A 21,359-nucleotide genomic window follows, 5' to 3' on the forward strand; every position below is an offset into this window, starting at 1 on the left:
GACGCCCCCTTTTTATTTGCCCACACCCCAAGTTTCCTTCTCCCCGCACCTCACCTTCAAGCAAGTTCCGGCAGCAGGAAAGAAGAAAACTTTTTAAGGAATGGGCCTATTGCACCAGACTTACCACTGCTGGTGCACCGTTGGTTTGATGTACCGGTCATAGATGGAGCGCACGCCTTCCATTTGCTCCTGGGATAAAGCCGGCAAAGCAGCCGCCGCGAGGTTGGAGGTCACCTGTTCGGGTCGGGAGGCACCCGGGATCACGGTACTTACTTCTGTGAACATTAACACCCAACGAAGCGCCCATGCCGCCAGGGGCTCCTCTCCCGGAAACAGTTCTTTCAGCTCTTCCACGGCCTCTAGGCCCAAATCGAAATCAACCCCCGAGAAAGTCTCGCCTTTGTCAAACGCCTCGCCGTGGCGGTTGAATGCGCGGTGGTCCTGGGCATTGAACGTGGTTTGGTGCGACATCTTTCCGGTAAGTAATCCGCTGGCCAATGGCACCCGCACGATGAGGCCTATGTTGTTTTCTTTCGCGGCTGGGAACAGTTGCTCGGTGGGTTTCAGGCGGAACATGTTGAAGATAACCTGCACCGTGGTCACGTTGGGGAAACGCATGGCCATCAACGCCTCGTCCACCAACTCCACGCTCACGCCCAGGTTCCTGATTTTACCCTGCTCCTTGAGGCGGTCAAAGGTTTCGAAGATCTCGGGGCGGGTATACACCTGGGTGGGCGGACAATGCAGCTGAATCAAATCCAGGGTGTCTAGTTTCATGTTGCGGAGGCTGCCCTCCACGTAGTTCGTGATGGATTCTGGGGTGTAGCCCTCGCTTACGTGCGGTTGAATCTGGCGGCCGCATTTGGTGGCGATGAAAACTTCCTCAGAGCGGCTTTTTACTACCTTAGCCACGGCCGCCTCACTCAGGCCATCGCTGTACACATCAGCGGTGTCAATGAAATTCACGCCCGCATCAATGGCCGAGTGGATGATGGCTTCGGCGGTTTGCTCGTTAAAGGGCTCTCCCCAACGGCCTCCTACCTGCCAGGTTCCCAAAGACACTTCTGATACGTTGAATCCGGTTTTCCCTAATACTCTATAGTTCATGTGTTCTGTTTTATGGATGCAATAAAGGTATGTACTCCAGACGGACCTGAAAAGATTAGACCCACCTTTGGCTTTAGTAATGTCACAAAACAACCAGATTGTTTTAGGGCTTATTCTACGAAAAGGCCCTAGAAACAGAAACAATAAAGCCAGTCTCGTTTGATCTCTTTTTTTTGTTTGGAATTTGGTTACCGGTGCTGCTGGTATATTTCCGGGGGAACCTGGGTCTGCAGCGACTTTATGGTTTCAGGGGAAAGTTCAGGAACTCCAGCCGAAGCCAAAGCCTGGGTTAGCTGCGGCTCAGTTCTGATGCCTAACACCGCCGAGGTCACCGCCGGATGATTCAGGACATATTTCACCGAGGCCTCCATTGCCTGCTCCGCTCCTACAATGGCCTTCAGAGCCTCGGCAGCCTGCGTCACTTCCACGGTGGTATGGTTTAGGTACGGTTTAGGCGTTTTACCCAACAAAAGCCCTTGTGCCAAGCTGCCTCGGGCCAGAACCCCAATTTCGTGCTGATGCAAAAGGTCCAGCATCTGTTCTTCGGGCCGGCGGTCCAGCAGGCTGTACTGCATCATGACACTCACCAGTTTGGAGCGCTTCACATACTCCCTGATCACATTTGGCCTAATAGACGAGATGCCGTAGTACCTGATCTTGCCTTGTTCTTTCAGGAGTTCAAAGGCTTCGATGGTTTCCTCCATCGGGTCATCAATGGTGCCGCCGTGCAGTTGGTACAAATCAATGTAATCGGTCTGGAGACGCCGCAGGCTTTGTTCTACCGCCTCCAGAATGTACGCCTTGGTAGGGTTCCAATCCCAACCGCTCCCATCGGGACGCCACTGGTTTCCTACCTTGGTGGCAATCAGTACCTGGTCACGCTGTCCTTTGAAGGCCTTGCCGACCATTTCTTCATTGTGGCCTTTTTCATACAAGTCCGCAGTGTCAAAGAAGTTGATTCCATTTTCTCGCGCCAGGTGCAGAAGACGGAGATTCTCTTCTTCAGGTCCAGTCAAAGACATACACCCAAAACTCACTTCGCTTACTTGTAACTCTGAGGTGCCTAGTGCTTTATAGTTCATAGGTTCGTATTCTTCTAATAATGGGGCAAAACCCCTCAACCCAAAGTTAACAGGAATCATGTAGTAGGGCTGATTTCTTAAAAGTAACCCTAAAATGCTGCTACTAGGAAAATACATTAGGAACGAAGGGTCTTCTAAGAAGATGTAGTCATTTAGCTAAATGATCCTAAGTTTACTTTTTGATTGGTTCTTTCAATTCTTTATGATTTATACCTAGTTTGCTAAATGTAAATTTCTCCTCACTTTAAGACTCACTAGTTTTTCAATCCGCTTAATTGTAGGTTTTAAAATCAAAAATGAAAACTTGGATTCAAATAGAAGCTGAACAGAAAGAAATCTGCAAAAAGCTTGACTTGACATGGACACCGGTAGATGAACGCTTGATGATTGCCATCAATAAATCTATCTTTTCTAACGTTCAACCCATAAACGGACTAAGACATCCAAAGCAAGAATCAATCAGTGGATGGTATCTCTGGAGTGGCGGAGAAATACCTCAAGATGATAACAACTTTTTTCAACCCATTCATCCGATACATTTAATAGAAAGAAGGGAAATTATCCTCAAATATTTAGGTTTGCCAGTTGGCTGGAGATTCCAAATTGACGACAGGGGTTATGAGGATGTCTGGTTTGACGAGGAAATTATAATTGAATAAAAGAAACTTTAACTAAATAAAAGCCTTCTGACAGTGTCGTGCAATCCTCAATTTATGGCTCGTCATACCTAAAGCTATTCCGAAAGTGGTAATTAAAGATTTTTATAAAATATTCATCCATCCTATACTGTCTAAAATGAAATTAAAAAGCCTTATACCCTTGGTATTGCTGGCCTGCTTTCAATTTTCCTGTTTACAGGAAGAAGAGGACAAAGATAGGTTTACAGTAGAAGGGTTTATTAAAGATGATGTCAATCATCAGCCTGTCCCCGAGGTTGACATTCTGGTCATGGCCATGACGCCAGGAGGATTATTTGGTGGAAGTCAGGAAAGTGTAGGAACTGGAAAAACAGATGCCAGGGGATATTATAATATAAAGATAAAGGCTAATGAAGGGGCTGAACGATTAGATTTCCACGTCAATGGCGACTATTCATTTCAAGAGTATGCCTATATGACCCGTTCTCTTTACACGAAAGATCTAAATAGAAGCCGAAGTAACCACTATGACCTTCCAATAAGCCCAGCCACTCTTCTTAAGATCAAGTTCAAGAACACCCATCCTTACTCTGACGCTGTCCTATTCTACTTCGGTCACACCTCCACGGGCAATGGGGCACCTCTCCCTAAGGCGGAAACTGTGAATTGCGGTACAGTTCTGATGACCGAGGCTGGCACCTATATTGGCAAAGATGTTTGCGGGGTACACACGAGCTGGACCCTTGCTGATAGAAATACTACCATTTACTGGACTGTACGTAAAAATGGGGTCTATACCCAAAAAAGTGAAAAGGTGTTGGCGCAGCGTGGGAAAGCCTATGAGTTCACTATAGAGTATTGAGGAAAAGCCAATAGGACAAAGTCACCTAATTTGACCACCTCAACCTTGATGAAGCAGTTGAAAAGCCTAATTTGAATTAAAGACTGTATTTAAGATTCTCTTGTTTTAAAAGCTAAGCGCATGTTTTTTAAAAAAAATTTAAGTAGAATTTCAAGGTTCCCCAAAATTCCAACCATATTAAATATAATAAAGAGAAAAAATATCGCTAAAGCCATTTACTTTCACACAATAATTTAAATAATTTTACATTAAAACAAATATTGCTTTTATTCCTTTAGCTTTGTTTAAAAGAAATTAACAAACCTAAAAACTAACTTGACTTTTACATTTTAATATAGCGTTTATCTTAGTAGTTAATTGAATATCTAATTAAATTCTTAATCACTAAATATAAATAATGAAAAAGTTAACTTTTCTCATCTTTAGTATTTTCTACTACTCCATTATCGCGCAAGCCCAGACTACAGATACATTAAAGGCTGCCAACCCCAGATTCTACGTGGGTCTGGGACTAAACGGAAGATATTTTGAAGTAAGTTATAACCATCAGAATTACCTTCTAAAAAATTCAGGATACTTCCATGCCAAGCCTTACCTTCACTTTGGCTATAAATTAAATAAACGGATTAGGTTAGAAGCCGGGGTTGCGTATGTTAATGATAAAGATCATTATTACGTTACCTATGTGGAAGCACCTAAATCGTACATTAATTACCATGATTACAACCAAACAAAAGGCTTTGTAATACCCCTAAAGATAACCCACGATTTTTTTCACGTCTTCAAAGGGAAGGTGGCTGTTTATGGCACCGGCACCATCTTGCCTACCTACTCAAAAACCAGGGTTTGGAAGGTGGAAGAAAAAGCGGATGTATTCAATACCACCTTAGATATACAAGATTCTGCCCTCAGCACTTTCGCGTCTTTGGGAATCGGGGCAAGCGTTAGAATATGGAAAAAGTTTTCTGGGTACCATGAGGTGAACATATGGAACAGAAATCTTACCTCTGGCAGAAACATGGATCCCTTTTCAAATGTAAGAAGCCAAATACCTCTAAGTCATTTAAGCTTTGGCATTGGGCTAAATTACGATTTGAATTTGTAGGGCAATCCTAGCTCACAATATCAGAGACGCAATGGGTAGCTTCTAACCGTAAAAGATTTTACAGTTTTACCTTACTTCATAGTTTTTGGTATGCAAGAAAACTATTACACCCATGCGCTCTGGCATGTGAAAGAAGGAAAGGCAGAAGAATTTCTGGTGGCTTGGAAAAAGTTTGCCCATTCCTTATCTCAAGTGCCCAATTCTCCATCGGTAAGAGGAACCTTGATACAGAGTATCACTGATCCGCTGGTGTTCTATTCCTTTGGCCCTTGGGAGACCTTGGAAGACATCCATACCATGCGAAACAATGAAAAGGTGAAATTAGCCTTTACAGAAATAGTGGAACTTTGTCAAGATACCAAACCCGCTCATTATAAGACAGTGATGCAGTTAACTTTTCCTAGTTCAAGGAAGCAATAACCTCAAACTTCTTTCAGCTGATTTCGCCTTTACATCTCCTACAGAAAATCAAACTTAGATTAACTGATTAGGTCTTTCTAATGAGTGGTTAAAGCCTTTTCCAAGGTTGAATGCCTTCTGTTTTTAATACCCTGTAGAGCAGCAGTACGTACACCAAGTCCAGCACGAAAATGCCGAAGTAGAGCAGCATGAGCAGGTAAGAATTAGGGAAGTACAGGTAAAAAAGCACCGAGGGAAAAATGGTACCCACCATTTTACTCAGGCCAATGTACAGCGACTGTCCTGCTGAGCTGTTCCTTTTCAGCAACATCCGCACGAAAAGCACCGACATCATGAGGTTTTGCGCAAAGGCGGCGTAAATGCCGATATAGTCGTTGAACTCCCGGGCCATCATCGAGATCATCAATCCGCAGTAAACCAAGGTGAAGAGGAAAGTGGCGAAGAAAAGCTTATGGGGTAGATGATCGGGGAACTCGCCGCGGCCAAACCGCAGGTACTGCACCATAATGCCTATGTCAAACAACAACCACAGGTAATCAATGGACAACTGCGGCTGCGGATGTGGGTGAACAAAGGAAAAGATGAACTCCCAAGCCAAATTGGCGCATAAAGCCACCATGGGCATGCCATAAAACCTGTCTTTGAATCCCCTGCGTAGGATTAGAAGGTAAGCGATGGTCCAGAAGAGGCCACTGCCTACCATCAGAAAACTGCTTATCTCAGCATCAAGGTGAACCGGATCTTGCAACATATGCACTGCTAACCACAATTTCCCGTTTTTGGTTAGGGTGATTAGAGAATTTTTCTCCATTGGCCTCTTCTTCCAGTTTTCAGGCTTAAAGTGAACCATGGACCGCTAAAGCAGTAGAACCGTACAACCTAAGGCCATGAAAAACTGATCATCCTTTCTATAAAACCGATGGAGTTGAACCCGCTTATCCTAACGCTCACCCTTGACCCCGAGGCCGCTGAGTTCTTCACCCGCCTACGCAGTCAGCATTTCCCGCCCGAACGGAATTACTTGCAAGCTCACCTTACCCTGTTCCACCACTTGCCTCCCACGGAGAAATCCATCAAAGACGTTTTAGCAAGGGTTTCCGAAGAACAGGCGATAATCAACTTACAGGTGACAGACCTTATGAGCCTGGGAAGAGGGGTTGCCTACAGAATCAATAGTGGGGAATTGCAGACGATGCACAGGTTCTTACAAGAGCAATGGGCTTCGTTTCTTATACCGCAGGACAAACAGAAGCTTCGGCCGCACATCACCATCCAGAACAAAGTAAAACCCGAGGAAGCCAAAGCCTTGGAGCAAAACCTGAGACAGACTTTCCAACCCTTCCAAATAAGGGGAATAGGATTTACCCTTTGGGAATACCAAGGCGGCCCTTGGCAGCTACTTCAGCAATTCCCTTTTAAGCCCGTTTTTGATAAAACAGCTCAAGAATAGAAATAGAGGCACACCCTTTTAACTGGAATAAGGGTTGGTAAAAGTAAAAACGGTTTACCCTTTCCCTCCTGATCACCTTTATGGAGATGCAGGAAGGAAAAAGTAAACCGCCTTTATATGGAGGAAATGTGCCAGGTAGCTTAGTTGAAGTTGGCTAAAGAGACAATGTAATCTTTACTGCCATCCGTTACCCAGGCATCTAGCTGCGCGGGGTCTTTCATCTGCTGGCCCCTTTGCCGCGGAACGGCAATGTATCCGCATTTAATATCCGGCAGCGCCGACATATCACTCCAGAGTTTTTCTATTTGGGCTACCGGGTAAATGTCCTCCTGGCCGTGTCCCCAACGGTATTTCACGTCTTTGATGGTCACGTAGGTGGGCATGCGGTGGGCCACGCTTCGTACGGCTTTGGCCAGCAAGGCCTCCTCCCCTTTCAGATCGGCACGCGTGAGGCCGAACAAAGCCAGCAGCGGATCAATCTGAATCCAGGTGGTCATGGTATTGTAGTAGCTCAGGTTCAGCTCGTCTTCTTCTCGAGGCTGGGCCAATCCTTCTAGCAGCCGCACTTTCCCGTTCACGCGGGCCAATCCGCCACCCCGGTCCTCAATCCGGCGTGGCACCACCTCAAACGTGAGCACGTTCCCAGAATCCAGGTGATGTCCTAAAGCGGCCGGGTTAATATCGGCACCCAGCGTATCAATGTTGTGCAGCATGATGGTCTCCAGTTGCGGATGCTCCTCCAGAATCTGCGCCAACACGCCGTTCCGCAGCATGTTGGATACCTCGTACCAGTGACCCAGCGGCGAGAAGCGCTGCGAGGCGATGTTGTCTACGTAGTCAGAGCCTTCGCCCTTGGACTTCGCCCAGCCAATCATAGCCCGTCGGCCAGATTCCCGCACTTTCTGCTTGTTCTCGTCCAGGGTTTCCTGCGGCATTTCCTCCCACAGGAACCGCAAATCACGCTCCATAGGCACATACCGCTGCCCAATGGACCGACCCGTAGACAGGTACACCGGACCCTCGTACCCGTACTTCTGCGTCAGTTCCAGTTTCTTCCGGATAGGCTCATGGGTCAGGTAACTCGTGGCCACGATGTGCGGCAGCAAAGCCCCGTATTTAGCGGCGACCGCTTTGGTTTTGGCTAGGTGAATCTCCAGGAAACTACGGTGCACACCTTCCACCTCCACAAACGGGTTCAGGGCTTTGATTACCCCAGCTCCTTTGGTCCAACGGCTTCCAACCCCGGCGGCTAAACTCAGCACGGCTACCTTACCGGCTTTAATGGCTGCTTCTCCGGTCTGCGTGGCTTGACCCAGGCTTTCCAGTTTGGCGATGTCTGAGGGCTGCACGTCTTCAATGGTGGTCTCGTTAGGCAGACGGTTGCGTGACAAGCCAATGTAGCCTTTCTGCAACTGCTCCCTTATTTCCTCGTGCTGGATAAAGTCAAAACCGTTCTCCTTTTTGATGCGGTCGGCTTTCTCGTTTTCATTGCTGCGGCTCCCTTGGCTGGAGGGATCAGACACCTTGAACAGGTTGCTCACTATGGTGCGCAGCAGCGGATACGCCACGTTGTTTTGCCCGCACTGGGTGGTGAAGAAGTCTATCTCGGCGCGCCGAACATAGGATATGGACTGCGGATCTTTCTTCACCAGATCAGAGACGTGAATGGCATAATATTGCTCCGGCATCAAAGCATCGGTTCCCTGGTGCAGGTAAGACCACGATCCTTTCTCGTTGATGCGCCAGTTGTAGACCACCGGTTCCATGGCGAACGGCAACGAATCGGAAAGCTCCGCTTTGGTAGCGCGCAGAATCTCCAGCACGTTGCCTTTGTACTCCTCGTACTGCGCCGGGTTCACGAACATCCCCATCCCGCCGCCGGACATGCCGCCCAGCATCAGGAAACCCAGGTAATTCTCCCCGAACTGTTTCTTGGCCCTCCGGATGATTTCCTCTGTGAAATGCGTGGAAGCCCAAGGAATGATGGTTTTGATGGGCTTTTCAAAATTATGGGCCGTATTCGCCGCCAGCTTACGTATGTCTCCTTCTTTGAGGGCTGCCAGAATATTGTCAAACACTTGGTTTGTCTGTTGGCGGGCCTCCCACTCGTTCTCGCCGCGGAGCAGGTATTTCTCAGTCACCATTTCCAAAATAGGACCCACGTTGGAAGCCATGCCGCCGTGCATGAGCACTAGCGAGTTCATGAGTTTATGCGCCATCTCCGGGTGGATGTCTCCGTTCTGCAGCACGCGGTGCCGCGGCAACAAGGTACCCCGGCTAATGCCGGATTCTGGGTCGCCCTCCTGGGCAAATGTCCCCTGAATGGCTTTGATGCCTGGCCATACGCCGCCCGAGTCCTGCCAACCGCCGCCGGAACCACCAATCCACTCACCCAGAATAGCCCTTGAAGCCACCAGGCGTCTTTCGCTTTCCTCCAGGCCGCCCACCAAGTGACGGGTCTGACCGGTGGCCCGCATAAGCAAGCTGATGATGGAACCCAACAGGTTCGTAGACACGGCAAACCTTGACCCTTTGGGAATATCGTTCACCCGGGTCACCAGTTCAATTCCCATGCCGGGCGCCACGATGCGGGCCAGAATCTCTGGTAAAGACTGGTTTGTGCCCTCAAATGACGGTGGAATTAAGCCAGAGGCAATGACCCCGGCCTTCACCAAGCTCAGGTAATCGTTCCCGAAGTTGAAGAGGTCATCCAGTTCGGTGATGTCTTTGGAAGTATTTAGGTCAATACTGGTCAAGCGCAGCACCGGCTCGGGAATCACGCGCACGTAAGACTGCAAAGGCGGTCTTATGTCTTTGTCACGGCCGAACACGCCAAGGTCAATGGAGATGTTGAGCACGCGGGCCCCCTCGGGATAATCCATGCCCAAGAAGAAGATATCGGACCAGCCGCTGTGGGTCAGGTCCATCCGTACGGAGGTCTGTTCCTCCAGCACCGGGTAGAAAAGCGAACTTTCCTGCCGCTGCAGTAATTGCGGGTGGATTCTGATGGGATGCTCCTCCTGGTGCCCTACCCTGAACATCCATTGGTTTCCCTTGCTTGAACGGACGCTCTTGCGCACCTGGTCGGCCAGAATCTGGAACGACAGATGGTGGTAGCTATCGGCTAGGCCGCTGAACAAAGCCGCGTTGGCTCCGTGCGAATCAATTTCCTTGTAGAAGGTAGTGATGGCTTGCTCAAACCGCCGCGACAGAAGGTCTTCAAACCCAGCATACGGGATCTTGCCGGTGGCTGGGGTCTCGGCAGACTCCATGAGGAAAAACCGGAAACCGGCCGCCAGGAAAAGAATGGCGCGTACTTTATCGTATAAACTGGGGGTTGTTTTCCTGAAGTCATCCAGCTCCCGCAAGGCCTGGAAGAGCTCCCTGGCAGAAAGGCCCTGGCTCATCTTAAAAAAAGAGCGGTTCCGTTCCTCGGGGTTCGTGGAGGTAATGGTTTGTATAAATATGTTCATCTGGCTCTCTCTATGCAATCTGGAATGCTTTTGCTGGCTTAGTTGGTTTTCCGCTGATTGGCCTCGGCGAGGAGCTCCACCATGGAGGTTAGCGTCTCATCGTGGGCCTGGCCAGCCAAACCAAGGGCAATCTGGGCCTGCAGCAAACCTTGCTTTTTACTCAGGTCATAGCGGTTGCCTTTCACTTCTAACGCCAGGTATTTCTCAGTTGCCGCCAGTTCCTGCAAAGCAGGCGTGAGCTGCACGTTTTGGGCGCCGTTTTTCAGATTTGCCTCTAAAATACCGAAGACCGAAGGCGTTAACACGTGCATCCCAAAGAAGCAGAGGTAATAACCGGCCCTTAAGCCAGGGGTCTGTAGTTCCAGTTCGGCAGTGCTCAAAGAGGGCTTTTCAATGATCCGGTCTATCAAGTAAACCCCTTTCTGGTTGGGTTGGTGCTTGCCCGTTAAGGTGCCGTACCGGTGGATCTGGTGTTCAATGGTAGGGTTCACCGCCGATACCGCGCACCCTTCCTGCACGGCCAGGTTGATCAGCTGCGTAGTGCAACGTTGGCGTTGCAGGTCAGAAACATACAGGTGGTCTCCCAGTAAAAGCAAAAAGGGCTCTTCCTTCACAAAATCACGGGCGCAGTACACGGCGTGCCCAAAACCCAAAGGTTCTGTCTGTTCCACAAACTGAAGGCGGGTACGCAGGTTGTCTACTTTTTCGGCCTCTTCCTTGGCCCAATCGGTGCTGGAAAAAGATTCTATGAGGTTGTTGCGCAGAGAGGTGAAGGCCTCTTGGTAACGCGGTCCGTCGCCGGGCGCACAGATAACGCAGATTTCCTCAATGCCACTGGCAAACGCCTCCTCGGCGATGATCTGGATGACGGGTTTTGAAAGTCCGTCAATATCCACGACTGGCAACATGGCTTTTTGTACGGTATCAGCTACCGGGTATAGTCTTTCGCCGCGGGCGGCAGCTGTAATGACAGCTTTTCTTACTTTCATATGTAGAAGTGGTATCAGTGATTTGGGGAATCAGCAAAATATTCCAAGTACTAAGTAAGCACATAATGTTGGAATTGCATGAAAAGCGAATAAGGATCAAACGCTATTGTACCTTTTACTTTTGGAAGCTGTTGAAGGAATGGACTTTAGGATTTTCAGCTACTGTTCTGTTTTATCTGTGTTTTTGAGAAAAGCCCTAAGAAATACGAAGATGGAGGCGGTCCAGAAAACCTTGCATTTTGTCAAAGTGAGAGCCTTTCCAATATACCCTATGGCATTTAAGGCATTGGTAGAATTCATGGAAGTATATCCTGGTTTTAGGTGGCAACAGCGGCAGAACAGATTCCTTGGGCACTTCTGCAATTCTGCCATCACACGCCATGCAGCGGGTAAAAGGTTGTATCTGGGACTTCAAGCCATACCGGATGATGACTTCCCTTAACTGCTCTTCCCACTGCTGCGATCGTAGCCAATAGCCCCACACAACCACCTTCTGCTTGAGCAAACCTATGTCTCTGGTGAGGACGATACGCTTCTCCTGGCCGGAAATCTGAGCAATGGTCTGGTCGTCATAATGGTTCTCGTACAAGGTATCAAAACCCAGCAATCGCAGGTAGCGCGCCAACTTTCCCAGGTGAACATCCAGCACAAAGCGGGCCGGCTGTGGGCTCTTGATCTGCAAGGGTGGCAACCCCCCGCTTTCCCCTTCGGGTACCACTGGGAAGACCTCTGCTTTAGCTCCGTCAGGCGTGGAATTCAGCAAACCAGATTCCTGTCCGTTTAGAATTATATTCCCTATTTCGGGATGCGGGATGCCTAAAGCCTCTATCGTGTCCTTGAGAGCCGGTGCTCCCGAGAAAGAATACGGGATCCATTTTTGCCTTTGGTGCCTGGGTAAGAAGTCCTGTAAGCTGCCGTGAAATAGAAAGTGGGCGATGTTCTCCATCTTTAACCCCTACTCTTTCGCATCTTAAAGGTTCCTTGGACTAAGTACTGGATGGGAATGGTAGTGGCCTCTTTTTCCGTACCGTTCAAACAAAACCATCTTTTTTGAGGTTATAGCCTTTATCACTCATACTTCTATCACTAGTTTCAGTCTATTGCAAGTACCTATTGTTCTTTTCTGGTTTCGACGCGATTTGCGGCTATCAGATAATGCCGGCCTTTACCATGCACTCACTTCTGGGTTTCCAGTGCTGCCGGTTTTCATTTTTGACCAGGATATTCTGGATCAGTTTCCGGCTGGTACAGACCGACGGGTAGAATTCATTCACAATACCCTAAAGGCAATGTTTGGTGTATTGCAAGCCTTGGGTTCTTCCCTGGAGGTTAAACATGGCAAACCTCTTGAGATGCTGGGGATGCTTACGGCGCAATACGATGTAAAAGCGGTTTATGCCAACCATGACTACGAACCAGAAGCCATCAGGCGGGATGAGCAGGTGGCCCGCTTTCTTGAAAGTAAAGGAATTGCTTTCCATACCTATAAAGACCAGGTTGTTTTTGAAAAGCATGAAGTGGTGAAGGATGATGGCACGCCCTACCGTGTGTTTGGGGCCTACCGGAAAAGGTGGATGAAAAAGCTATCAGACTTCTACCTTTCCTCCTACCCTACAGAAAAGTACCAGCACAATTTCTTTCAGACATCACCCATTCCCATCATCAGGCTGGAAGAAATTGGTTTTACCCAAAGCGGGGAGCCCACTTTTCCTCCAACGGAACTGCCAAAAACCATCATCAGAACCTACGAACTTACCCGGGATCTACCTTCCTTGGCAGGAACGTCGCGGTTAGGGCTGCACCTGCGGTTTGGGACGGTTAGCGTGCGGGCTTTAACAAGGCAAGCTTTGCAACTGAATGCCGTTTGGCTGGGAGAGCTTATCTGGCGCGAGTTCTTCATGATGATTCTCTTTCACTTTCCGCATGTTTCCGGCAGACCCTATAACCTGGAGTATGAGCACATGGCCTGGCTGAACCAGGAAGACCAGTTTGAGCGCTGGTGCAACGGAACTACCGGCTACCCCATTGTGGATGCCGGTATGCGGGAACTCAACGCCACTGGGTTCATGCACAACCGGGTTCGGATGATTGTGGCCAGTTTCATGGTCAAGCACCTGCTCATTGACTACCGCTGGGGCGAGGCCTATTTCGCCGGAAAACTGCTGGATTATGACATGGCCGCCAACAACGGTAATTGGCAATGGTGTGCCGGCACCGGGTGCGATGCGGCTCCTTACTTCAGGGTCTTCAACCCCGAAACCCAGGCAAAGAAATTTGATAAGCACCAAGAGTACATAAGGAAATGGGTACCGGAGTTGGGCACCCCCGCCTACCCTGCTCCCATGGTGGACCATGCGTTTGCCCGCGACAGGGCCCTCAGGACCTACAAGGCTGCCTTGAACAAAGCAAGAGGCATAAGTAGCGGCTCTGAGTAAGTCAACTTTAATCAGGAACGCCTTTTAGGGCTGGTTTACAGAAAATAGCTTTAAAATGACGGGCAAATAGGCATACGGTTTACTAATTTACTAAAGGTAACAGCTCTCTTACAACTTCTTCGCCAGAAAAAGGTACATCCTTAGACCATAATATATGTACTACTATGGCTGATACACCAAAGACATTTAACCCAACTTATAGCTTAGGGGCTGATATAACCGTCAACCGCATGGGTTTCGGAGCGATGCGCATCACCGGCGAAGGCATCTGGGGACCACCCAAAGATCGGGACGAGGCCATCAGGGTTTTGCAGAGATCGGTAGAGCTGGGCATCAACTTCATTGACACCGCTGATTCCTACGGGCCCTTTATCTCAGAGGAACTCATTGCCGAGGCGTTGTATCCTTACCCCAAGGACTTGGTTATAGGAACCAAAGGCGGCTTGCTGCGCACCGGACCAAACCAGTGGCCCATCAACGCCAAACCAGATCATTTAAAAGAAGCACTGGAAGGAAGTCTGCAGCGCCTGAAACTTGACCGGATTGACCTTTACCAACTGCACCGGATAGACCCTGAGATTCCATTTGAGCGGACACTGGAGTTTCTGCAAGATGCCCAGGAACAAGCCCTGATCAAGCACATTGGGTTGTCTGAAGTGAATGTGGAGCAGATTCAGTTGGCGCAAAAATACGTGGAGGTAGTATCAGTGCAGAACATGTACAGCTTTGACAACCGCAAATGGGAAGCAGAGCTCATGTACTGTGAAGACAATGCCATGGCTTTTATCCCCTGGTATCCGTTGGGCGGCGGGAACATGAAAGCCCAGGAAACCTTAGACCAGGTGAGCCAAAAGTACAACGCCACGCCTCACCAGATTGCCCTAAGCTGGCTTCTCCACCGATCGCCAAACATTCTGCTTATTCCGGGTACCTCCAAAGTAAAACACCTGGAGGAAAACTTCCAGGCTGCCTCCATTTCCTTATCTGAGGAAGACTATGAGGCTTTAAATCAAATTGGCGCTGACACTTTCATCAGTTAGCACCCAATAAGAAAAGCATAAATTTGAAAGAAAAAGGCAAAGGTGAGAGGTTGATTTATATGCCAAAAAGGGCTTATCATTTTTAGGCTGTTTTAAGAAATTCAGGCAAAATATAGCAGGAAATGTCTTTGCTTAATTGATCAGGAAATAAGCGATTTTATAAGCAAAAAGAGAGGAACAGATTAGGCTATTTCTCTCTTTTTGATTTTACTTTTTACAGAACTTATTTAAGAAACTTCCTGCTATTTTATTTCCAATACCCTTTTAAAAAACCAATTGAACCAGATTTAGGGCCTTAGCTTTTCCCCCAGTTTCTCTCCAAAAACCCGGCTCTACCGGATCCCACGAAATATCTGCCGTAATGGCTGGGGTTCTTTTTGTAGTAATCCTGGTGGTATTCCTCGGCCCGGTAAAAGGGAGCGGCAGGCAAAATAGGCGTGACAATGGGGCTCTCAAAGGGACCGCTTTTCTGAATCTCTTTTTTAGAGGCTTCGGCTTGTTCTTTCTGCTGCTCCGAATGATAGAAGATGGCTGTTTTGTAGCTTGAACCCCTGTCCCCGAATTGTCCGCCCGCATCTGTAGGGTCAATGGACTCCCAGAAAATGTTCAGGATCTCTGGGTAGGAAATCACCTCTGGATCAAAGGTGACCTGCACTGCCTCGTAATGGCCCGTGGTCTCAGAACAAACCTGCTCGTACGTGGGATTGGGAACGTGCCCGCCCGTGTAACCTGAGACCACCTCTGTGACGCCCTCGTATTTGTGAAAGGGTTTCACCATGCACCAAAAGCAGCCGCCCGCAAACGTAGCGAGTTCATATTGTTTATCTTTTTGCGTAGTGTCTTCCATATAGGTTTTCTTTATTTAATGCTTTTACCTTCTCTAAACTCTTTCTATGTTCTTTTGTTGCAACCCTCTTCTACTCCTGAAATTTCATGAATCCTCAATAAAGAAAAAAGGCTAAGGTTTGAACAACTAAGTTGAAAGGCAATTTTTATCAAAATTTGTCTACTTAAATAATGTAACGCAAATAGAAATATCGGTTTAAAGGCTATCAAACGCCAAGAGAAGAAAGCCTTTAATTGAACCTCAAAGTTTATACAAGAGACCTTGTAAAGAGTGATTCAACTACAGTTTCTTAAAAACAGTTGTAAAACAGAAATAAATAAAAAAAATAATTAAATAGGTCGACATTTAATTAAGCAGTTTCGAGTTACAGCCTAATTATCTAATTACCGTTAAAGGGAAAACTGCTTTCCTAAAACATTAACCTATGGACTACTTTCTACAGAACACATCTGGCTCTGAGGTGACCAGACCAGCTTTCGGGGAAATTGAGGAAACCATTATCCAAGGGGTACAAGGCATGAAACTGTTTATAGAAACCTTGGGTGCCATTATCATCGGCATTGGAGTGCTCATCGCGCTTTTTTACCTGATAAAGGGCCTGATTCCGCCGCAGGTGGAAAGCTACAATAAAATCAGGTTGGTTCTGGCGCGTTACTTAGCCTTGGCGCTTGAATTCCAGTTGGGTGCCGATATCCTGTCCACGGCCATTGCCCCTTCCTGGGACCAGATCGGGAAGTTGGGGGCTATTGCGGTCATCAGAACTGCCCTCAATTTTTTCCTGGCGCAGGAAATGAAAGAGGAAAGGAGAGCCGAACAGGAACCGCCTCAGGACAGATCCTTGGTGCCAGATCCCAAAGAGAAGAAAAACCCTCCACTGGCATAAAGGAGGAAAATTTTAAGCCTATATACTCTTTAAATTCTGTTGTCCTTCTTGCGACACCAAGGATAAGAAGTAGCTTTTCACCTGATTCTACAAAATCAGCCGCTAAAAGCAAGGCTAATCCTTGGAGGCAGTCACTTTCTCTCTCCGCTGGATGGCGATGTAAATGGCATCCAAAATACGCTGCCGGGTTTTCAGGGAAATCAATTTATTGGAGACCTTGGGGTGCACGCGGTTGGAAAGAAAAACATATACCAGCTCGTTTTTAGGGTCTACCCAGACGCAGGTTCCGGTATATCCGGTGTGCCCGTAGGTCTCGGGTGTAGCCAGTTGTGAAGGGTACATTTTGGTGGAGTCCGGGTCCCAACGGTCAAAGCCCAGGCCTCTTCGGCTCGCCGAGGAGTGTTTGGCGGTGAACAATTGAACGGTCTCGTGTTTGAGGTAGTTTTTGCCCCCGTAAGAACCGCCGTTCAGCATCATCTGGTAAAGGATGGCAATGTCATTGGCAGTAGCGAAAAGGCCGGCGTGTCCAGCTACCCCGCCCATGCGGGCCGCGCCGCCGTCGTGCACGTAGCCGCGCAGCAAGGTCTTCCGGAAAGTGGCGTCAAATTCAGTGGGTACGATGCGGCTCTGCGGGAATCGGTTCAGGGGCAGGTAGCCTGCTGTCTGCATGCCCAGTGGGTCATAGAATTGCTTCGCCACAAAGGTGTCCAAAGAGATACCGGCTTGCCGCTCCACGGCCTCCTTCAGGTAAAACATACTCACATCGGCGTACACGTATTTGCCTTTTACGCCCATTTTGGCGTTGAGCATCCGTGGCCAAAGCACGGTGTCAAAGTAGTTTTTCCTGATATAGGCGCTATCTGAGGCTTTCACCGTGTATTGCTCTGTGGGCACGCGGCTCACATCCTGCGCCTGCAAAGGCAGGTACACCCCGGCCGGCAATCCCGACTGGTGCAACAACAGATCCTTGATGCTAATACCTGCTTTGTTTGTGTTCCTGGCCGAGGGCACGTAAAACCCGAAGCTAGAGTCCAAAGCGATTTTCTGCTGGTCATACAGGTTCATGACGGCCATGGTGGTGGCAGAGATCTTGGTCAGGGAGGCTACGTCAAAGATATCAGAGATTTGGGTGGCCTGGGTATTCTCGTAGGTGTGCGAGCCGTAGGCTTTCTGAAAAATAACCTTCCCGCCTTTGGCTACCAGCACCACTGCCCCCGGCGTGGCCTGCGCCCGGATGGCCTCGGCCATAATAACATCAATAGGTTCCTGCAACTCAGAGATTTTGATGCCAACTTCTTCGGGCACGCTGTACTTGAGCCGGATGGCCTGGGTTTTGAATCCATGCCCCTTCTTGTACTTGCCTGAGAAATCCCGCGGCAAGGTGCTGGAGGCCGGCACTCCGCCAAAAATAAGCTGGGCAACATAGCCTGCCGCCGCCGCGGATTCCTCTTTAGACCAGATGAGCGGCGCAGTAAGTGCATCAGCTGATTCCAGATTCTCTGGGTCCCCGAAAACCGCCACCACCAGTTTTTTCCGGCGCTGTAACTCCAGCAGAAAATTGAGGTTGCGCGGGTCTTCCAGCGCAGAGGCCTTTACCTGCACAATCACCGTCCCGTAGGTGGACAGATCACTTAAGAGCCGACCAAAGGAGGCTTCCTGCACATAAGCCGCCGCCGGAAAAGCAGTCACGGCCGTGTACTTGTTCAAAAGGCTGTCAAACTGCGCGGCATGGGTCACCTGGAGCGAGACACTGGCAATTTTCTGCTCCAGGTTTTTGATGGGCACCAACCCGCTTTGATTGTTAAGAAGGACCGTGTTTTTGGCTGCCTCCTTGTGCTGCTGCAGCCACGTCTGGCTTTTTTTATTTTCGATGCGTTGGGCCTTGGTGCCGCAGGAAAATCCTGTGACCAGGAATAGGGTGAGAAATACCTGAGTGACGAAGCGTTTAGGGAATCTGGACTGCATGCTATGAAAAATGGCCCGCGAGGCTAGAGAGGTTGAACCTTCCATTTCCTGTGGGTGCCTGTAAAACAGAAAGATAGGCAAAGCTACTAAAAAGGCCCGAGGGTTTGACCAGCGGGTGGACTTTACAGGATAACTATCCACCCAAAATTATATTTTGATCTAGGCCCAATAAAATTAAGCCTTGTTGTTTTAAAGCTATTTTTTAGAAAACTGCCCCAAAACCGCCTCCTTTCACTTAAGGGTTTTAGGTGAAGGTTACAATAAGCCCACATCTTCCGTATAGCCTAGAAAACCAACCACAAAACTATGGAACTCTCTCTTTCTTCTACCCATCAGAAAGCCTTTGCGATGGGCGCCGTTGCCGGCATGCGGGCCATGACGGCCCCCGCCATTCTTTCCAATCACTTCATAGATTCCCCCTCCCTTGGCTTGGCAGGGTCTAACTTCAACTACTTACAAAAATCAGGGGTGGCCACGGGCATGAAAATCCTGGCCTTTGCTGAAATGTTTGGCGATAAAATTCCCAAAGTGCCTAACCGGATTGCACCCATTGAGTTGCTGCCGAGGGTTTTCTCCGGGGCTTTAGTGGGCGCAACCATCGCCGAGGCGAACGGTGAAAGCAGAATAACCGGGGGATTGTTGGGAATTGTAGGTGCCGTGGCCTCATCTTACGCCTTCTACTATCTGCGCAAAAAGCTGGGCAAAGCCACCGGACTGCCAGATGCAGCCCTAGCCTTAGCCGAAGATGCTTTGGCGGTAAAGCTGGGCACTACCATCTTAAGATAGCCCTAAACTTCTAGATATCTCCATCTATTTCTGTCCTGTTGAAAGTGCATGAAAGCTCTTTATTCTATGAGGTTCAAGCGCGCTCAGCAGGACAGATATACAAAGATACATTTGCTCCCTGGAAGAAATTGCAACGTGTTTACAGATGAATGTAGAAGCTACTTGGCGTTAGCTGTTCTCGTCTGCCTCCTCTACAAATTTGCCGTGTTTTGGAATAGCGATGGTGTCAAAATCGCGGACAAGCTTGCGTAAACCCATGGTCAGTGCCTTGCCAGACATGTGTTTGCCGTGGCCGGGAACCAACAGGTTGGGCCTGAGCAGTTCCAGTTGCCTGGCAGATTCCCAGGCAGCCTGCCAATCGGTGGTGAAATAACGGGGTGGGCCCTGTACTTCCTCTGTTTGCAGCAGTACCTTATAGAAAGAATCCTGCTTTACAGTAATCACGGCATCGGCGGAGATCAAGGTACGGTCTGCCTCCCTGAAAAGCGCCACCTGGCCGGGGGAATGGCCGGGCGTCAAGATCCACTTCCAACCGGGCAGCTGCGGAACCTCGCCGTCATCAGGCAGCGGCCGTAGAATTGCCTCACTGATGCTGATAGGGTCATTCGGATAAATAGAAGCGATCTTGGCCAATATTCCACCTTCTACCGAGGAGTCAGGCTCAGGATAAGCTTTTCGGCCAGTCAGGTACGGAAACTCATAAGGGTGGGCATACACAAATACCTGCTGCCAATGCTCCAGCAGCCCTTTGAGGCTGCCCACATGGTCAAAATGGCCGTGGGTAAGGATAATGGCCGCCGGTGGGTTCCCCTGCCCGAAAACCGCTTCCGCCACTTCCAGAATCTCCTCTGTGCATTTAGGCATTCCCGCATCTATGAGTACCCAGTGCGAAGGGGTGCCTACCATCACAAAATTCACGATCTGGTTTGTACAATAATACACATCGGGGCAGACCTGCCAGATTTTCCCGGAGGAAACCGATGACATGGGTATGAACTTATAATCCTGGCCAACGCGTACATTCGCATCCATAGGAATCAGGTTTTGGGAAGGGGAATTCGCATGCACCTCAAGAACCAAGTACCTCTGCCTGTAAAATAATAGGAAGTACTTTCAGTGTCTGCCACAGACCAACATGCCTGCGAAAGCCAGAATGGTTTTCGCTTTGTTTTTCAGAAAACAGGGTCAAAACAGGAGAAGATATCCCTTGGTACCACCCTTCATTATGGTTTGGCCCGGAAAGCCATAAGGCTACTTTCCTGAGAACCAGATAGGTTTATTTTAACGAACTTAAGCCAAGGCCGTTCAGAAAGCCACCTTGTTAAAGGCTATATAACTGTAAAATCCGTATTTACCCTGAGGTTCATTTTACCCAAGTCCGGCCTCTTTGGCCAGGACTACTAGATCGGCCACGTTGGAGGTGCCTAACCGGGCCTGGATGTTGCGCCGGTGGGTATTCACGGTGTGCACGCTTAAGAAGAGCTGGTCGGCGATGCTTCTGGAACTTCTCCCCTTGCACACTAGACTAAGGATTTCAATTTCGCGCTTGCTCAGGCTCTTGATAAGGAGTTCGTTTTTGTGCTTCAGGTTTTCCTGCAAGGCGGCTATCAACTGGGTATCGGTGTTCATGCGCGGGCTCATGTCCACATCCACGCAGAGGATTTCACTGATTTGACCGTCTTGCTCATGGGAAAAGGCTTTCGCCCAGCCTATAAACCAATTGTATTCCTCCTTTTCTTTGTGCCTGGCCCTGAAGACACCCCCGAACTCGGCACCCGTGAACTCCTGGTAATGGGCGATGCTGTCTCCGGGAATGTTAAGGTCCTCGGGGTGGACAATCCGCTGCATGTACTCCAACCCGCCCATGCTCTTGATTTCCTCCAGCGTATAACCCAGGGTTTCCTCGTTGGTTTTGTTGCACCAAACTACCCCTTCCTGCAGGTCAGAGATATAGATATTGGCCGGGACCTCATGGATCACCCGTTCCAAAAAGGCAACTTTTTCCTCTAATTCCCGGACCTTCTGCTCCAATGCCTTCATTTTCTCTAATGAGGATTCCTTGATCATGGGGACTGATGTTAGGTTTTACTTTTGGCCTTAGAAGGTACTACAAAGTTTGGGTATATAAGAAAGAACGATGTTTTGTGCTTGAAGAAACAGCTAAAAACTTCCCCTTCCGGTACAACCAAACCCTTGTCTACCAGAAAATCACCACTTTAAAGTTAAAATCAAAATTAGTTTTCTTCTGCAGTAGGAGCAAACGCAGAAAGTACAAAA

The 21,359-nt window shown here is 48.8% G+C and carries 19 protein-coding genes; 9 read left to right on the forward strand and 10 right to left on the reverse strand.

Going from position 1 to position 21,359, the window contains the following annotated elements:
• Window positions 1-120 precede the first annotated feature (120 nt).
• Both FOA19_RS13295 and FOA19_RS13300 read right to left on the reverse strand, forming a co-directional pair.
• The gene (locus FOA19_RS13295) at window positions 121-1,107 is read right to left on the reverse strand and encodes an aldo/keto reductase (protein ID WP_149091290.1); all 987 of its coding nucleotides are present in this window, start codon (window positions 1,105-1,107) and stop codon (window positions 121-123) included.
• A gap of 188 nt (window positions 1,108-1,295) precedes the next feature.
• Window positions 1,296-2,189: an aldo/keto reductase gene (locus tag FOA19_RS13300; RefSeq protein ID WP_149091291.1), complete on the reverse strand. Its 894-nt coding sequence runs from the start codon at window positions 2,187-2,189 to the stop codon at window positions 1,296-1,298.
• A gap of 296 nt (window positions 2,190-2,485) precedes the next feature.
• Between FOA19_RS13300 and FOA19_RS13305 the strand changes: the two genes are divergently transcribed.
• The 4 genes from FOA19_RS13305 (at window position 2,486) to FOA19_RS13320 (ending at window position 5,214) form a co-directional block, all read left to right on the forward strand.
• Complete coding sequence (locus FOA19_RS13305; protein ID WP_149091292.1) at window positions 2,486-2,848, forward strand: immunity protein Imm33 domain-containing protein; 363 nt, start codon at window positions 2,486-2,488, stop codon at window positions 2,846-2,848.
• Between the two features lie 85 nt (window positions 2,849-2,933).
• On the forward strand, window positions 2,934-3,689 hold the full coding sequence (locus FOA19_RS13310) for a hypothetical protein (RefSeq protein ID WP_149091293.1): 756 nt from the start codon (window positions 2,934-2,936) through the stop codon (window positions 3,687-3,689).
• Window positions 3,690-4,086: 397 nt separating this feature from the next.
• Complete coding sequence (locus FOA19_RS13315) at window positions 4,087-4,794, forward strand: outer membrane beta-barrel protein (protein WP_149091294.1); 708 nt, start codon at window positions 4,087-4,089, stop codon at window positions 4,792-4,794.
• A 90-nt stretch (window positions 4,795-4,884) separates the two neighbouring features.
• The gene (locus FOA19_RS13320) at window positions 4,885-5,214 is read left to right on the forward strand and encodes an antibiotic biosynthesis monooxygenase family protein (protein ID WP_149091295.1); all 330 of its coding nucleotides are present in this window, start codon (window positions 4,885-4,887) and stop codon (window positions 5,212-5,214) included.
• 88 nt (window positions 5,215-5,302) lie between these two features.
• Here the strand turns inward: FOA19_RS13320 and FOA19_RS13325 are convergent, their stop codons facing one another.
• The gene (locus FOA19_RS13325) at window positions 5,303-5,965 is read right to left on the reverse strand and encodes a transmembrane-type terpene cyclase (RefSeq protein ID WP_149091296.1); all 663 of its coding nucleotides are present in this window, start codon (window positions 5,963-5,965) and stop codon (window positions 5,303-5,305) included.
• Between the two features lie 168 nt (window positions 5,966-6,133).
• Here FOA19_RS13325 and FOA19_RS13330 point away from each other — a divergent pair, with 168 nt between their 5' ends.
• A complete protein-coding gene (locus tag FOA19_RS13330; protein WP_223808887.1) occupies window positions 6,134-6,664 on the forward strand; it encodes a 2'-5' RNA ligase family protein in 531 nt (176 codons plus the stop codon).
• 140 nt (window positions 6,665-6,804) lie between these two features.
• Here the strand turns inward: FOA19_RS13330 and FOA19_RS13335 are convergent, their stop codons facing one another.
• The 3 genes from FOA19_RS13335 to FOA19_RS13345 form a co-directional block, all read right to left on the reverse strand.
• Window positions 6,805-10,137: a UTP--glucose-1-phosphate uridylyltransferase gene (locus FOA19_RS13335; RefSeq protein ID WP_149091297.1), complete on the reverse strand. Its 3,333-nt coding sequence runs from the start codon at window positions 10,135-10,137 to the stop codon at window positions 6,805-6,807.
• A 38-nt stretch (window positions 10,138-10,175) separates the two neighbouring features.
• Window positions 10,176-11,126, reverse strand: a complete 951-nt coding sequence (locus FOA19_RS13340; protein ID WP_149091298.1) for a UTP--glucose-1-phosphate uridylyltransferase — start codon at window positions 11,124-11,126, stop codon at window positions 10,176-10,178.
• A 196-nt stretch (window positions 11,127-11,322) separates the two neighbouring features.
• Window positions 11,323-12,072 (reverse strand): Mut7-C RNAse domain-containing protein, encoded by a 750-nt coding sequence (locus FOA19_RS13345; RefSeq protein WP_149091299.1) that lies wholly within the window; start codon window positions 12,070-12,072, stop codon window positions 11,323-11,325.
• A gap of 154 nt (window positions 12,073-12,226) precedes the next feature.
• Here FOA19_RS13345 and FOA19_RS13350 point away from each other — a divergent pair, with 154 nt between their 5' ends.
• Together FOA19_RS13350 and FOA19_RS13355 are read left to right on the forward strand one after the other, a co-directional pair.
• On the forward strand, window positions 12,227-13,561 hold the full coding sequence (locus tag FOA19_RS13350) for a cryptochrome/photolyase family protein (protein WP_149091300.1): 1,335 nt from the start codon (window positions 12,227-12,229) through the stop codon (window positions 13,559-13,561).
• 164 nt (window positions 13,562-13,725) lie between these two features.
• Entirely contained in the window at window positions 13,726-14,601 is an 876-nt protein-coding gene (locus tag FOA19_RS13355; RefSeq protein WP_149091301.1) for an aldo/keto reductase, read from the forward strand.
• A gap of 295 nt (window positions 14,602-14,896) precedes the next feature.
• Here FOA19_RS13355 and msrA read toward each other — a convergent pair whose 3' ends face one another.
• Complete coding sequence (gene msrA / locus FOA19_RS13360; RefSeq protein WP_149091302.1) at window positions 14,897-15,448, reverse strand: peptide-methionine (S)-S-oxide reductase MsrA; 552 nt, start codon at window positions 15,446-15,448, stop codon at window positions 14,897-14,899.
• Between the two features lie 424 nt (window positions 15,449-15,872).
• On the opposite strand from msrA, the gene FOA19_RS13365 reads away from it, so the two are divergent.
• Complete coding sequence (locus FOA19_RS13365) at window positions 15,873-16,331, forward strand: DUF1622 domain-containing protein (RefSeq protein WP_223808888.1); 459 nt, start codon at window positions 15,873-15,875, stop codon at window positions 16,329-16,331.
• A 114-nt stretch (window positions 16,332-16,445) separates the two neighbouring features.
• Here the strand turns inward: FOA19_RS13365 and FOA19_RS13370 are convergent, their stop codons facing one another.
• Window positions 16,446-18,296: a serine hydrolase domain-containing protein gene (locus FOA19_RS13370; protein ID WP_149091303.1), complete on the reverse strand. Its 1,851-nt coding sequence runs from the start codon at window positions 18,294-18,296 to the stop codon at window positions 16,446-16,448.
• Window positions 18,297-18,602: 306 nt separating this feature from the next.
• On the opposite strand from FOA19_RS13370, the gene FOA19_RS13375 reads away from it, so the two are divergent.
• The gene (locus FOA19_RS13375) at window positions 18,603-19,082 is read left to right on the forward strand and encodes a DUF4126 family protein (protein ID WP_149091304.1); all 480 of its coding nucleotides are present in this window, start codon (window positions 18,603-18,605) and stop codon (window positions 19,080-19,082) included.
• Between the two features lie 168 nt (window positions 19,083-19,250).
• On the opposite strand, the gene FOA19_RS13380 is transcribed toward FOA19_RS13375, so the two are convergent.
• On the reverse strand, window positions 19,251-20,114 hold the full coding sequence (locus tag FOA19_RS13380; RefSeq protein ID WP_149091305.1) for an MBL fold metallo-hydrolase: 864 nt from the start codon (window positions 20,112-20,114) through the stop codon (window positions 19,251-19,253).
• Window positions 20,115-20,450: 336 nt separating this feature from the next.
• Complete coding sequence (locus FOA19_RS13385) at window positions 20,451-21,149, reverse strand: LuxR C-terminal-related transcriptional regulator (protein ID WP_149091306.1); 699 nt, start codon at window positions 21,147-21,149, stop codon at window positions 20,451-20,453.
• Window positions 21,150-21,359: the final 210 nt, after the last annotated feature.

Origin of the sequence: Rufibacter hautae (assembly GCF_008271695.1) — a bacterium.
GTDB lineage: Bacteria > Bacteroidota > Bacteroidia > Cytophagales > Hymenobacteraceae > Nibribacter > Nibribacter hautae.